Origin of the sequence: Bradyrhizobium genosp. SA-4 str. CB756, from assembly GCF_000473125.1 — a bacterium.
Lineage (GTDB): Bacteria > Pseudomonadota > Alphaproteobacteria > Rhizobiales > Xanthobacteraceae > Bradyrhizobium > Bradyrhizobium arachidis.
Map to the genome: position 1 here is coordinate 6,450,918 of NZ_KI421499.1, position 13,786 is coordinate 6,464,703.

The 13,786-nt window shown below is 56.9% G+C and carries 12 protein-coding genes; 5 read left to right on the plus strand and 7 right to left on the minus strand.

Annotation, left to right across the window (positions count from 1 at the left end; translation table 11 throughout):
• Nucleotides 1–5 precede the first annotated feature (5 nt).
• The 6 genes from BRAGE_RS0130995 to BRAGE_RS0131030 form a co-directional block, all read right to left on the minus strand.
• Nucleotides 6–866: a carbohydrate ABC transporter permease gene (locus BRAGE_RS0130995; protein ID WP_027563410.1), complete on the minus strand. Its 861-nt coding sequence runs from the start codon at nucleotides 864–866 to the stop codon at nucleotides 6–8.
• Nucleotides 867–877: 11 nt separating this feature from the next.
• The gene (locus BRAGE_RS0131000) at nucleotides 878–1,840 is read right to left on the minus strand and encodes a carbohydrate ABC transporter permease (protein WP_027563409.1); all 963 of its coding nucleotides are present in this window, start codon (nucleotides 1,838–1,840) and stop codon (nucleotides 878–880) included.
• 69 nt (nucleotides 1,841–1,909) lie between these two features.
• Nucleotides 1,910–3,295 carry an extracellular solute-binding protein gene (locus BRAGE_RS0131005; protein WP_108914650.1) on the minus strand — a complete coding sequence of 462 codons (1,386 nt, stop codon included), beginning with the start codon at nucleotides 3,293–3,295 and terminating at the stop codon, nucleotides 1,910–1,912.
• 851 nt (nucleotides 3,296–4,146) lie between these two features.
• Nucleotides 4,147–4,488, minus strand: a complete 342-nt coding sequence (locus BRAGE_RS0131015; RefSeq protein ID WP_027563407.1) for a hypothetical protein — start codon at nucleotides 4,486–4,488, stop codon at nucleotides 4,147–4,149.
• Nucleotides 4,489–4,978: 490 nt separating this feature from the next.
• Complete coding sequence (locus tag BRAGE_RS50290) at nucleotides 4,979–5,191, minus strand: hypothetical protein (protein WP_141263288.1); 213 nt, start codon at nucleotides 5,189–5,191, stop codon at nucleotides 4,979–4,981.
• A gap of 144 nt (nucleotides 5,192–5,335) precedes the next feature.
• Complete coding sequence (locus BRAGE_RS0131030; protein ID WP_027563405.1) at nucleotides 5,336–6,100, minus strand: hypothetical protein; 765 nt, start codon at nucleotides 6,098–6,100, stop codon at nucleotides 5,336–5,338.
• A 1,400-nt stretch (nucleotides 6,101–7,500) separates the two neighbouring features.
• Between BRAGE_RS0131030 and BRAGE_RS0131045 the strand changes: the two genes are divergently transcribed.
• From BRAGE_RS0131045 to BRAGE_RS0131065, 5 genes are all read left to right on the plus strand, one after another.
• Nucleotides 7,501–7,731, plus strand: coding sequence for a hypothetical protein (locus BRAGE_RS0131045; RefSeq protein ID WP_027563403.1), 231 nt, complete (start codon nucleotides 7,501–7,503; stop codon nucleotides 7,729–7,731).
• A 525-nt stretch (nucleotides 7,732–8,256) separates the two neighbouring features.
• On the plus strand, nucleotides 8,257–9,369 hold the full coding sequence (locus BRAGE_RS0131050; RefSeq protein WP_027563402.1) for a hypothetical protein: 1,113 nt from the start codon (nucleotides 8,257–8,259) through the stop codon (nucleotides 9,367–9,369).
• Between the two features lie 698 nt (nucleotides 9,370–10,067).
• Nucleotides 10,068–10,511, plus strand: a complete 444-nt coding sequence (locus BRAGE_RS50300) for an SET domain-containing protein (RefSeq protein ID WP_035731800.1) — start codon at nucleotides 10,068–10,070, stop codon at nucleotides 10,509–10,511.
• A gap of 404 nt (nucleotides 10,512–10,915) precedes the next feature.
• Entirely contained in the window at nucleotides 10,916–11,467 is a 552-nt protein-coding gene (locus BRAGE_RS50305; protein ID WP_035730268.1) for a MarR family winged helix-turn-helix transcriptional regulator, read from the plus strand.
• 748 nt (nucleotides 11,468–12,215) lie between these two features.
• Nucleotides 12,216–12,707, plus strand: a complete 492-nt coding sequence (locus BRAGE_RS0131065) for a hypothetical protein (protein ID WP_027563401.1) — start codon at nucleotides 12,216–12,218, stop codon at nucleotides 12,705–12,707.
• A gap of 660 nt (nucleotides 12,708–13,367) precedes the next feature.
• Here BRAGE_RS0131065 and BRAGE_RS53525 read toward each other — a convergent pair.
• A complete protein-coding gene (locus BRAGE_RS53525) occupies nucleotides 13,368–13,634 on the minus strand; it encodes a DUF3551 domain-containing protein (protein ID WP_084334829.1) in 267 nt (88 codons plus the stop codon).
• Nucleotides 13,635–13,786: the final 152 nt, after the last annotated feature.

A 13,786-nucleotide genomic window follows, 5' to 3' on the forward strand; every position in this document is an offset into this window, starting at 1 on the left:
GGGGCTCATTTCACGGCCCCGAAGGTAAGACCACGTTCGAGATGACGCTGGCCAAGGATGATCAGGACGACCGGCACAATCATGGTCACCACCAGACCAGCAGCCATCACCGGATAGAACTGAACGCCGGGATTGAGCAGCTTGAGCAGGGCGACCGTGACTGGTGCTTTCGTCGAACTGAGGATCAGGCCGAGCGCGAAGTTGTGCCACGCGAGCAAGAAGATAAGCAAAGAGGCGCCTATCAAGCCGGGCTTTAGAAGCGGAAGAACGATGTGCCACACAACCCGGAATGGCTTTGCGCCATCCATGGCGGCCGCCTCCTCAACGTCCTTTGGGATATCCTCGATATATGAACGGCTCAGCCAAATGATCATTGGCAGCGTGACGACTTGATAGACCCAGATCATACCGAAATAGGTGTCATAAAGGCCGATTGTCTGAAACACGCTGAACAGCGGTATGACGACAAGGAGAGCCGGCGCGAAGCGGAAGCCCAGAATGAAGAACGCGATGTCCTCCTTCATAGGGATATTACGCCTCGCCAGGACGTAGCCTGCCGGTACCCCGGCAACGAGCGATACCAGCACCGCACAAAGCGAGATGACGACGCTATTCGTGATCGGGGTCAAGAAATCAACCTTGATAGTGCCGTAGCTTGTTGCCCCGGCGTGGGCGGCATCGAACAAAACGCGGAAGTTTTCAAATGTTGGAGTGAAGATAAGGCGCGGCGGCCAGATCATGACCTCGGCCTGCTGCTTCACCGACATCATCACGATCCAGACCAGCGGAAATGTCAGGATCAGCGTACAAGCAACAATCAGCAGATTAAGGAACAAGCTTGCAGGCGTTGAGCGATTAAAACGCATGTCAGCCTCCTCTAGCTTACGCGCTGACGGACCAACCGCCACAATCTCACCATGGCAAAGGTTCCGAGAAGCACGATCATCCAATTGACAACCATGAGCGCGGCACCACGCCCGAAGGCAAGATTTTGAAAGGCCGTGATGTAGGCGCGAACCGAGAGCACGGAAGTACTATCACCCGGCCCGCCCTGGGTTGTTCCGAAGATGATATCAAACTGGTTGAGCGATTCGATCAGCCGAAATACCGCGGCGATCAGGATGTACGGCGCGATGAGCGGAAGCTCGATATGGAGGAACGTTGCCCAACCCCGCGCGCCATTGACCCGCGCGGATTCTCTGACCTCATCGTTGATGCCCTGCAACCCGGCGAAGATGATGAGCGCAAAGAATGGTGTGTAAGTCCATATGTCGATGAGTACCAGTGAGAACATCGCCGTGCTGGCATCCGAAATCCATGCGAACCGTCCGATCCCAACGAGCGAAAGCAAATAGTTCAGGATCCCAATCTGCGGATCCATCATTGTGGTCCACATCAAGGCGACGCTCATTGGCGGCAGAACCAGGGGAAGCAGAATGACCGGCCGCATCAGCCGGGCAAGGAACACCCCACTTGCGAACAATTTGGCGAGCGCAAGCCCAAAAAACGCTTCGGCGAGCACGGCGGAGCAGGCATACGCCATAGTCGCCCGCACGCTGTTCCAGAAATCTTGGGTCTTGATTGCGACTTCATAGTTGGTGAATCCAATGAAGCGAACCACGGGACGGCCAAACTTGAGATCGGTGAGTGATTGAAAGGCCCCATAGAAAAACAGAAAAAGAAATCCAAGTAGGATGATGATTGCGGGGGCAATCGCAGCAAGGCTCCGCCAGTCAAGAGCATTCTGCTCGGCCTTTTGCACCTGCTCGTTTTTGGACGAGGCCAGCTGGTCGACCGATGATTGTAGCGTCACGATTGCGTCGATGCCTTGAAGGTCCATCGCTCACTTCTCAAAAGATACTCGGGCCTGGTGGGGCGGCAAACCCCTTATGCCGCCCCGTCAACCGCCTTACATGGAGGAGCGGATCTCGGAGGCGAGGTCGGTCAAAGTCGCCTTCACGTCCGCGCCGTTGACCATTTTCTGCATGGCGACTGCCCAGGCGTTCATTGCCTCGGCAAATCCTGCGCGCGGCGTAAAGGCCAATGCAGCCCTGTCCTGCACGATTTTGAAGGTATCCACGAAGTTCGTGAATTCCGGTTTCGTCGCGTAGTCGAGCCAGACCTTGTCGCTCCAGGTCGAGGCGCGCGGAGAGTTGACGAGCTTCCCTGCGACGGCACCCTTGAGCTCGACCTGCTTTGACGTCGCCCACTGGATGAACAGCCAGGCTGCTCCCTTTTTCTGAGAGGCCGCATTCATGGCCAGGGACCAGATCCAGATGTTCGATTCAAAATTCTTGCCGTTCGGAGCTCGCAGAGGGGGAGCGAATGCGATCTTGCCCGAAGCGGGCTTGCCGGCGACATCGTTCCAAAACCCGAACATGTTGGAATCGATCGCCATCGCTGTCCGACCCGAATTGATGCCATCGACCACCTGATACCAGTTGTCATTGGCAAAGGATGGAGCAGCGCACTTCTTGATCATCTCCACATAGTCCTGGTGGAAGGCGACGGACTCGGGCGAATCGAGACCAGTTTCTAATTTGCCGTCCTTGACGACGAAGTCGTGCACACCGTAAGACTTGGCAATCGAGATTGCGGCCGTGTGGATGCTGCTCCAAAAGCGGACCCCCCGCACGCCCAGAGGTGTGATCGCCGGATCCGCAGATTTCAGATTCTCGCAAGCCGCGGACATTTCCGGCGGGGTTGTCGGAACCTTGATACCGTGCTTGTCCAGAATGTCCTTACGGTACAATAATTGAATGTTTTCGAACCCGTGCGGGATAGCCCACACCTGACCCCCGCCCGCTTCGATTTGCCCGCCATTGACTTGCCACGTCAGCGCGTCACGCAATGCGGGGAAGAAGTCCTTGTAGTCATAGCTTGCCGAGGTGAGCTTTGGGTTGTTCAGATAGTGGTCGAGCGGCTCGAGTAGTTGACCGGGCGCGAGATCCCAAGCCGGCTGAATCCCTGTGCCGACGACGTCCCACGAGGCCGACTTCGTGCTCAGCTGGATTGTCAGCTTATTCCAGTAGGCGTCGTCCGGATAAAGCTCGGGTGTCACCTTGATGCCCGTCAAATTCTCGAATTCAGGCAGCTGTGCTGCAACGGCGTCAGCATACGGATGGATGTCGTAAGCCCACACGATCGAAGAGCCCTCGAACTGGCGCCAGTTGATTTCCTGCGCTTCGGCCTGGTCGACAGATGTGGCGGCGCCGGCCAAGAGAGTTGAGCAAATCAGAGCGGTTTTGACGAAATGAGCCGAATGGCCGCCCAAAGCGGCTAGCGTCCTTGGCATTAGTCCCTCCTCTGGCTCTTTGGCCCGCAAATTCACGTGCCCTGCTCTTCCGGGGCCGCGAGTGTTGGAAACGCTAACCGTCATTTTCCGCCCATATGCACCCATTCAGATCGAAGTTGGGTAACATTGGGTAACTCAAGAAAGCAGCATCACATGATCAATGCAGGCGCATGTTCAGGCCCCGCGAAGCCCCCCCGCAAAGAAGGGCCGATCCCCGCCACTGCTCGCGCTTTTTCATCAGTAGCTGGTCCAAATGCTCTACTGGGACGACAACTCGCTGCAAATAACCACACATTGACGCAACCTTTCGCAATCTCCCATCGCACCGACGATCTGTCTCGCGACTGACCGAACGGCGGTGCGATAGGCGCCGCTCCCGCAGCGTGGGAAGTGTCTGACTTACTTTCCCCGAAGCAACTGCTCGTGCAGGACGATGGGGTTGCCCAATCAGCGACAGCACCTTCTTCGAATTTCTAAAGAATAGTGATGCGGCTGCTCGTCTCGATATTGCACGCGTGTCGATACGCTAAGTGGTCGCGTTTCGCTTCTCGATCTCCGCATGCGCCTCGGGGCCGAGGTCTCCCACTTTGTGCACGGCGCAGACGGCTGCGACGATTTGCATCCGTTGCATCATCTGGTCTGGTCAAGGATCGCATTCACTATTGGGTTTGTTAATCCGACCAACACGGGCACCGATGCCGCAACCGAGCTTGCGCTGCAGAAGGCGTCCTTCGACCGGTGTGGATATGCCGCTGGAAGAGACCATGCGTAGGATCCGACGAAAGTCGCCGCCTGATTGCCCTTGATTTTACCGTTTCTGGATTGAACGAGGGCGGAAAGCAAAACGCGGATTAATTGAAAAGCTTCGCCCAAGCCTGGAGACCAAGCTTAAGGGCACCGTTGAGCTTGGCGCCGATATCGGCATGAACGTGATGAGCGATGTGGTCAGCCAGAGCGAGAGCCGCCGACGCGTTCAAACATTCTGGAACGAATGGGCAAATCTGCTTTTCATTGTGTTCGAGAAGCGTCCACAAGTCCGGCAACAGCTTCGCGCGCTGCACATTCATACTGGGCTGCATGCGGCGTTCCGATGGAAGGCGCGGCGGTTCACCAGCGAAGACTTGCATGATATTGAGCACGCATCGGCTGCGCTGGCTTATTGCCTGGCTTTCTTCACTGAAGATGGACTGCATTCCACTCTCGTGGCAATCAACTGTTTCAGTGCCGGGTTGCCTCTGACATTGCGGGTGCTATCGAGATTCTAAAGCAGATCGAGACTAAACTTCAGGCTAGTGCGCGAGTATAGCAGGGGCTATTTTCTCTTCCTCTTTCGCGCCGCGGTTCTCGCCTCCTTGCTTGGCTTCGGCTTTGCCTGCGCTTTGGAAAAGCTCTTTTTTTACCGTTAGGGCGAGGGCTCCCGCTCGGACTCGGCGTCGGACTCCTTGTGTTCGCGCAGCATGCGTGGCGCGTTCTTCTTCGGCTGCTTCAGCATGAAGTCGGCGACCTCCGGGACGGAGTTTTTGGAGGATCTGCGCCGGAAGGGTCGGAGCTTGGTTCTTCAGCTTGGTCTTCAGCCCAGTCGTCCGCCCTGAGGGCTTGCTGTAGCAAGCCCTTAAAACTCTTCTGGGAATCGTCCCGATCGTCAGCCATTGGATGCCGGGGGTGATGCCTTGACGAGCCCGCTCAGCTTTCAAACGCCGCGATCATCGCCGCCATCAGCGCCGCGCATATCGTCATTAGCCCTGCGACTTTCTCAATCGCGAGCCGGTCTCCCACGAGCTTCAGTTTTGCAGTACCCGATGCCGCCAGTACCTGCGGCAGTCGGCGCGACTTGATGTTTGCTCCTATATCCCTAGCAGACAGCTCCTCTTCCGAATGAGGACACAAGCGCTTCAATCTTGATGATCGGCGGAGCTCGAAGCGTTACACCGCGCTCAAAGCTTTTGGCCAAGAGATTTATAGTAGCGGTGTTGACCCGAGCCTGCTGGAAGCTCGAATTGAAAGCAACCCGCAAAATTCTCGATCGCCTGCATTACCCCTTTAAGTGATGGTGCCGTGAAGGCGGGTCTGCCCCGTAGACCAATGCGAAAGGTAGTTGCTCACGATCGTCGCCACCGAAGTGGGGAGGCCGGCGAGCTGGGCAGCCTCCAGGACCAGGCGCCCGGCCGCGTCATGGAGGTCGACGGCTGCCTTGATGGCGTCTATAAGGTTTTTTGCCATGTGCTTGTCGTCATTGAAGGCAATGCCGATGGGCACGGGAGTGCCGACCCTCGAGATGACCTCCTCGAGTTTGAACTCGAGGTACTGCCTGATCCGAGGCGCGGCGTCGTCGGTGTTTCCGGCATCGCGAAAGGCGTGAGTCGCGTCGCGGATCTTGTGGATTGCGCCGGACTGCGGAAGCACCGATGTTCGCGCGGTGGGCTGAATGCACTGATGCCACCAACCGCCCTCGTTGGCATTCGTGTTGAAAAGATTCTCCAGGACTGTGTTATGGCTAAGCAGGATGACCTGAGGGCCATTTGGGATCCCAGGGCGCGCAAATTGTCCTTTGATCACGTTCATCAGATGGAACTGGTGCCCGGAATCAAAGCTCGATGTGACATCATCGAGAATCAGAAACTTGGCGCCTCCACCATAGAGCGAGGCGGCCGCCAAATAGACGCTGATCGCGAAGGCGTTGCGATAGTTCTCCGAGAGGACGGCTTGGGCCGAGATGTCCGGCAGTGTCCAGAATTGAGCGAGGGAGATGGAAAGATCTTCGCTGCCGGCGCGCTTTTTCAGGGCCGGCACCACTTCGGTGTACATGATCGCCGCTCGCGCAAGAGATTCGGCGCTCATTTCGACCGGGGTAGCGCGTTATCAACCTCGCAGCAGCACGTCCTTTGTACGTTTCGTATAGAATGAATTCCAAGCGACCGCATTGGTCGTCCGAGCCCCCTCCAAGCACCCTTACGTCGTCATGTTGTCAAATGCGGCCATCGGCTGGGAGCGCAGCGGGGCAAGTCATCGAACTTTCCGAGCATGGCAAAAGACAACTATGCGCCTGGGGCGGCGCGGCGCCGCGCAACACGAGCACGGCTGCCGCGCGCGACCATCTCGATGGCGATAAGGATCGCCGCGCTCTCCATGCTCGAGATTGGATGAGCGTTGTTTTCACTATAAACGGACAAGTCCACCTCGACGCCAAACCCAGGGACAGCAACGGTCTGACGCAACTTTCTGACTCCAGTCACAGTTCGAGAGCAGATGAAGCACTCGCCGTCATATAAAATTCGGAATGGGATTCGTTGCTCGCGCATCATCACCGGCCTTGATGACTCAAGGGAACTTTGGACGCCCGCGCCGCGTTCGCGCCTCGATATCACTGCTAAGCGCTGGACGATAACATCATCGCTCTCACGATATTAGCGCGATTCGCGCGCTATGATCGTTTGGTGAGCAGCCTCACATTGCAGGATTTCAGCAGATTAGCTGGAAGTTTTGTTCAATTCCGCTCCTGTCCGGAGGCATTGTCATTGACGAAGCTTCTCTCATACCATGCGGCCCTCCTAACATGTCGGTGGGGCAACCGGTTCTCCCACGGACTTACCAAGACACGGCCAACGTCGCCGCTGAAGGCCACTGCCCCAACAGCAATTGCAGTGGATTGCTCTGAGCTGCTGTTGCTGCTTCGGCCCGCCAGACCTCGTGCCGGGCAATCACATCCCGTGTCGCCCACCACTTCTTTCGAGTGGTTCGTCTGGCCTGCGGCTACGTGGGACCATCGTGCCGTTAAAGCCGGCGAAGGATCCCCGCGCGCGAACTGGCGCACCGCTGAGGGCCGTCTAGCCGCGCGCCACCACAAGCTGATCTAGCAGAAATACAACGGATCATGCCGCTCAAACGCCGCAGAACGTCGTGGTTGCGATGTTAACATCGCTCGCCAATGGGTAGGGGCAAATAAGCATGGTTAAAGCATTTCGCAATACCGTCATGGTACTCACTTTTGTCGTCGTCGCCGGCAGTAACATAATTTGGAGTTTGCTAGATGACTACGTCGCCTGCGGCCTAGCGCTAGCCGCGTCAGTCACCGCCGGCTTTTGCGCCGAGCGCGCCTTCATCAAACGGTCCCATCGCGAAATGATCGGCCAACATGGCGCAGACTGGCAGGCTGGTAGCGAGCGCATAGAATCTCGAGGACCAACTAGGACGGCGAAGGCAGAGAAATGACAATCGACCGGAATATCCTCGAGAGCGGCACGAAGCGGGAGGCGCCCAAGCTGGAGGTGCTCGATTGCCCCCCCTCGCGACAGTTGCTAGCCCATGGATCGGCGATCGAGGCATTGCGCACCTGGTACGCCATGCAGTCAACCGTCAATACCGTCGCCCTCTACGACGCAGCAGCAGCGCTGTTCGGCTCGGATTTCGACCGGGCCGAGTACCACGAGGTCGAGTGAATATATCTGATCTCGACGCGCTTGCAGTTGGGAAAGCGCTGGCCGAAGTCGGCGACGTCTGCATCGATGATTACAATCTTGATGCACGCGGGCTCAGTTTGCCGCGACAAGTGCAGCAACAGTTTCTTCCCGCGTAACTGATCGACTAGCTTTCTGGGGGACGCGACAACGAAATTGGGGGACGGAAGATCGGGCACCCTTATCCATGCGACGCTTCAGGGAAACCATTGGCCTGTGTGGCACTCAGGACCGAAATTTCAAGAAAATCAATGCATCCAATAGGGTGGATGGTGCTGGCAGAAGGGATTGAACTGTTTTTAGTTCAGGTCGGCCTCGATGCAGCAGGATCGCCGCGAAATGCCGCATTGCGTACCACTTAAGGCGCAATCCGGCATCTTGCGTGATTTCGACCGAAGTGTGGCGATCGGGCAAGCCTATTTGGCTCACCGAATTCTCTGAGTGCGTCAGCTTGTCGACAGCTGGTCCTAATAGAGCGAGAGCGAAACACTCGAACCGAGGGCGGCCATGGATCCATTTAACACCATCAACCGATTCGACCCAGAGTTCGCTGCTTACAGCGCCCCGGTGCAACAAGCGCAACAGCAGCAACCGGATTTTGAGCCGTACTTGGCTGAAGTGCCGCAAGTTGGTACCTCTGCGATCCCAGAGGATCCTGTTTCTGCTGTTCCCTACCATCCTCATCTGTCGGACTTTAGAGCCGCTGAGACCCTAGGAATTGAGCACCAGAGGGCCGAGGGTTCTCATCCCGAACACGCAGTGACCAGACGCGAGGATGCCGCTGTCCTGATGGGTGAGGACTACACCGGCCAGTTGAGGCCTGCTAAGAGGCAGAGGACATTTAGCCAGACGCAAGCCGATGCCATTGAGCACCAGGCCAGCGAGCCTAGCAATTCAGCCGCTCGCGGGCTGATTGAAGAGGCCGGCACACCGTTTCGGGCCAGCCGTCCGTTGATCCTTCCTGCGCAAGACTACGCTCAGGATCTGCTGTGGGCGATGCTGGAAAACGCCGGCTCATCGTCGTCTCTGGAGCCAACTGAGCGTCATGACCACGCCGTGGATTCAGGAGTGGCCGTTCGTTCCTTCAACTCGCGGCAGGATGACCAACGCACGTCAGGCGCGCATGAGGGTAGCAGCGTCCCGCCGAGCCAGGACACGCCACCCGCTCCTTTCATAGTTCATAACGACCGCTTCACGGCGCTGTTCGTGCCCGCGGCGGCGATGAGGGGCAGCTCTCCACTGAATCTGTCAGGCGCACCCATTCATTTCGGATCTCGACCGGAAATCATTTCGCAGCCGAGCGCACAACCGGCGAATCGGCCGTCGCCAGCACTGCTTGCACAGACGATGGAGCAAGCCGCTCCGGCGTCCGCCAGAGCTGAGACGACGCCGGTGGCGGCCCGCGAGATTTACGCCGCATCATTCGCCGTTCCTCAGGGCTTTTCGCACGGCACACAACCCGCCCCAATCACGATGATCTCGAAGCTCGGCCGCCGGGGCCTCTTGCCGGACGCAGCGCAGCCGATGAAGCAATACGACATTCGCGGCGAGCGTTACACGGCGCTGTTGGGGCCGGGAGGCCCCAACGACGTTCGGCTCATCCACCATCCACAGCTGTAGACACCAGGGACAGTCGCTACGTGAGGGGCCAGTCCAGACAGGCAGCAGACTAGTTGATGGACGATAGCTTGCTTCAGCGACTCTTGCGAGCTTAGTGAGCTTCTGGGCGATGCGGATAAGGGCTGCCGGCCCCGATGAACCTGCGGGCACCGTGGCTTAGCGGCTCCTTGTTGAGCCGAACAGCCATGGCCCCTTTTGTTTGTGAAGAGTGTGATTACGTTTGGCGGGCTGGTTGCGGCGAGGTGATAGTGCAGAACAATCGAAGGCGACTGCCGCTCCCTCGGCGGCCGCTCGTCGCGATAATGTCTGCCCATGTCTCCACTTTCTTTGCGGCAAGGCAGAGGAACAAATGGGATTCGGCCCCTGCTTTTGAAGCCTTGATGAAAGGCGTTGTCGCCGCTTGAGAGGGCCCCGAGAAAGTCCGGCGTGCCGCCGCGCTGAGAGTCCACAGGTCACGATCACTCGCCTCCTTGATCGGAGCGGATCTTTGCCGGAAATCCCACCGACCTACAGCTCCTTCCAGCATCACCAAGATGGCGGTGCGGCAGAAGGCATCCGGAGCATGCAGCCGAAAAGCATCCCGAGGAACTTTGAATTGTGATGAAGGCGCGGAGAGACGACCCTACCTATTCGCGGAGGAGATTTCGCCGCTCACGTCAGTTAGCTTGCTGCTATTAGTGACTTTGGAGATTTCGTCGATGTTGATTGTGGAAACCATTTTGAAGCCAGACCAGTTTGGCGGGATTGGACTTTTCTCCGCGACTCGGCTGCCTAAAGGCTCATTACTTTGGATTCACAACCCGATCGTTGACATTGCGGTGACGCGCGAACAATACGAAGCTCTAGCTCCAACATTTCAAGCTCTACTTGATAAGCATGCCTATCCGAGAGACCACAAGGTTAATGACGGTGTCATAGAGTATAATGCTGACAACGCTCGCTTCATGAATCACAGCAGTCATCCAAACACATATCAAGACGATCATTGCAGAATTCTCACAGCCCGTGACGTACAACCCGGTGAAGAACTGACTTGCAATTACTTGTCTTTCGACCCAGGGTGCGACTTATCGTGGAACAAGGAGCTATTGCCGATCTCCAGCTCCTGCTTTCAAAGCTTGGAGCCGGCTCCGACAGGTTGATCATGCGGCGTACGGGTTGTTCTAGTGATTCAGTGAGCAGCTCTCGACAACCTAAAAATGCTCGCCGTCCAATCGCGCGGCCGAGCAGCGTCGCTTTTGGGCCGGACTTGCGACGTTCAGGGCGTTACACGCTGTAATCGCGTGAAAAAGCAGTTAACGAAGCCGAAACTCTGCATGTGAAACTTGTTTTTTGAGTGATTTCACCGGGGCGAGTGTGTGAAGCTGCTTTGCACCTAGGCAGCTACGGCACCGGACGTGTCTGCAAAGAAGGTTGGCACGGAAGCGAGTTGATGTGATTGCTTATTGACCCGAGATTCGACGCTTCGAAGTAGGCGCATATGTAGTCCCCCGACTGCGCTCTGCTCGCCCCGAATAGTTTTAGGATGGAGGCTCCCTGAAATCTGATGCCGTCCAAGCTGCCAGGATCGAAAAGACGGCTGGGGAAGAGCCTTGCCGCGAGTCAGGATGTGCTCAGGCGATTCACATGGGAGATCAGGGGCATTAATGTGTGTTTGGACGACCTTCGGTCTTTCCAGGCACATGCGCTGGGCATTGCCGCACCACAAATGATGATCTTGATGGCATTGATCGACTTGGAACACAGCGAGGGTGTTCCGGTCAACGTGGTCGCAAAGTTGATGAAGGTTGAGTCGGCCTTCATTACGAAGCATTCGAAACAGCTTGAGGATAAGCATTTCGTGCGACGCGAGCGCTGCGCGAACGATGCACGAATCGTCCACCTGTCGCTAACAGACAGTGCTCGCAGAGGACTTGCGAGCATCGCGGCTCAGCAGGAAGAACTCGATGAGTTTGTTTCTGGTTATCTCGATATTGCGGAATTTGCCGAGCTGGCTAGTTGCCTTAGCGGAGTCAGGCGACGGCTGGAAAAGGCGCGCCTGCACGCCGCGTTAAAGATGCAAGAACCTTCAAGAGAGCAGCAGCTGCGGGACGCCTAACGGGTCAACAACTTGAGTCATGAGCCTACTCCCTGCGAGCGCACCCAAATCCTGGATCGGGAGCTTGGATTTACGCTGCTACTCTGCAACAGCTCGAGCCGGCGCCGAATGATCAAATTCCTCCAAGCTACGGCGACAGCATGCTGAAGGAGCAATACGCCCTCAGAAGCTCCGGCTGTCGCTACTTCGGATCAGGTCGCACCCGAGCGATGCACACTGCGCCGTCGAAGCCTTCGGACCTAACGCTCTGCGACGCAGCGATTTGCCTCGACTCTAGCAATCGTCTCTGCGTCTTGCTCGGTGCGCCGACGATAAGCGATAACTCTGCTGCATTTGGCCAATGCTTTGCTTGGAGGAGCGGTGTTCTACGAGGGCGCCCCAGAGCGCTACCCGCTATCCTCGACAGCTCGTCGCCTCGTTCTCGGCCGCAACTTGGACTAATCGGAATATGACTTCGCCGTCGAATGTAAGGACAACTGATCGAGATGCCTTCATTTTGGAGGTGGCAGCACCGTACATGGTTGCTCGATACGTCTCTTCCGATAAGAACGCTTTGTTTTGCAGCCGACCGCGACGTGGGATCGAATTGCGGCAGTATCATCCTCGATCTCTCACAGCAGAGAAGCAGGGATTTTTAGATAACTGGGCCTCTGCGGACAGTCGGGCGTATTGAGAGCCATGGCACTACGTTAACAAGCGCGTCGGATCGAGCGCATCCTGTTCTTGCATTTCTTTATAGCAATTTCACATGACCCCTATTGAAGCAATCAAACGTTGGTACGTGTCCCTGGACGACGAACTTCAAACAGATATCGCGTATATGTTCGTATCTCTCACGCTGGGGGACTGCCAGTTTTCGCCTGCTGCAGCCGTTCGAAGACTGCTACAATGGTTCGACCTGCGCAGCGCGGGCTCAGAACATGAGGACGCGTTAGCGGCGGTCGTGTTTCGCGCCTCGTTCGAATACATGTTTGCCGACCGCTTCACAGGCGCCGGGTGGACCTTCCCCGAACAATTGTTCAAAGATGTGATCCGCGAGGCTGCTGAAGGGAAAGAGGCAAGCAAGATCGCAACGACGGCATTTCGATTGCTCCGGAACATTCCCGACCGAAAAACGAAATGGAGGGAGGCTGGTGAGAATTGGAATGCCTTGGTCAACTCGGTACTCAACGACGATGCGCTGAAGCAATGGACGCACGACAAATTCCTGGCGAGCAACTTCGGGCCAACGGAAGACTGAAAATAGTCGGAAATATTGCGAGAGCGCCGATTCGGGATGAAATTAAGTGGGACCAGGCAGCGCGACGATTGGAACGGCTACTTCTAACGGCTACTTCTAAAGAGAGTAGAACGGCCACCCGAGAGCGCCCCAAGAGCACCGCCACGACAGCAAAATACAGTGATCCAACCAATGGCCGATCACTTTAGGGGCATTTGGCGATATAGCAGCGCAACAAGCAGGATAGCAGCCATTGCAAAGGCTCAAGCGCCGGATTTCTGCAGGGAATTGGCGCCTAGCGGCCGAGAGCATCCATACTCGGGCAGCCAATCAGGGCAGCGGGCCGCGCTCAGCGCACAGCGACCGTTGCCGATCTGCTTACGGCGGCCCGCCCAAATCGACAGCCGCAGCCGGCCCACTGATGTTAAGACATACCGCCTGATAATTTCGGCGTCTTGGCGGGCTGTCTTGATGAATCTCCGCTCAGCCACCGCTTCGAACGGATGTTATACTCCTCATTGTCTGTGGCGGAGAAGCACAGGGCTTGGGGTATCCGCGGGGCTTGGGGTATCCGCGGGGCTTGGCCGGCAGCCGAGAAAAGGCGTTCCAGCCCAGAACAGGTGAACGAACGGCAACAGGACCCAAACCCGCCGCTTGGCGTACCAGCAAATCCGATTCACATCAGCGCGATTGTCTTCCTTGCCGCTCGAAAGCGTAAGTCGGATTGATGCCGCAATAGGCGTATGTACCTGATGCCGTAGCCATGCACTGGCCATAGGTCGAGAACTGGCAATTGCCCGGATATCCCCAACTGCGTCCCTGCAGACAATAAACGTCCTGGCGTACCGGTGGCGTGTACGAATGAGCCCGCGAACCAGCGATCGAACGCGATCCTGAGCCGACGAGGATGGGAAGTGCGAGCACTGCGACAAGGATAAGGTAGCGCATGAGACCTCTTGCCTCCGTTAAGCTCACCAGAGGATAAAGGATCTGAATTGCGTCCTTTGATCTTAATCAAGATTGCCGGGTCACTCCGCGGGCTGGCGCCGGAAGTGGATTCAGTGTGACTGGTGCCTGCGGGCGCGGCCGAAGTTTAGCGG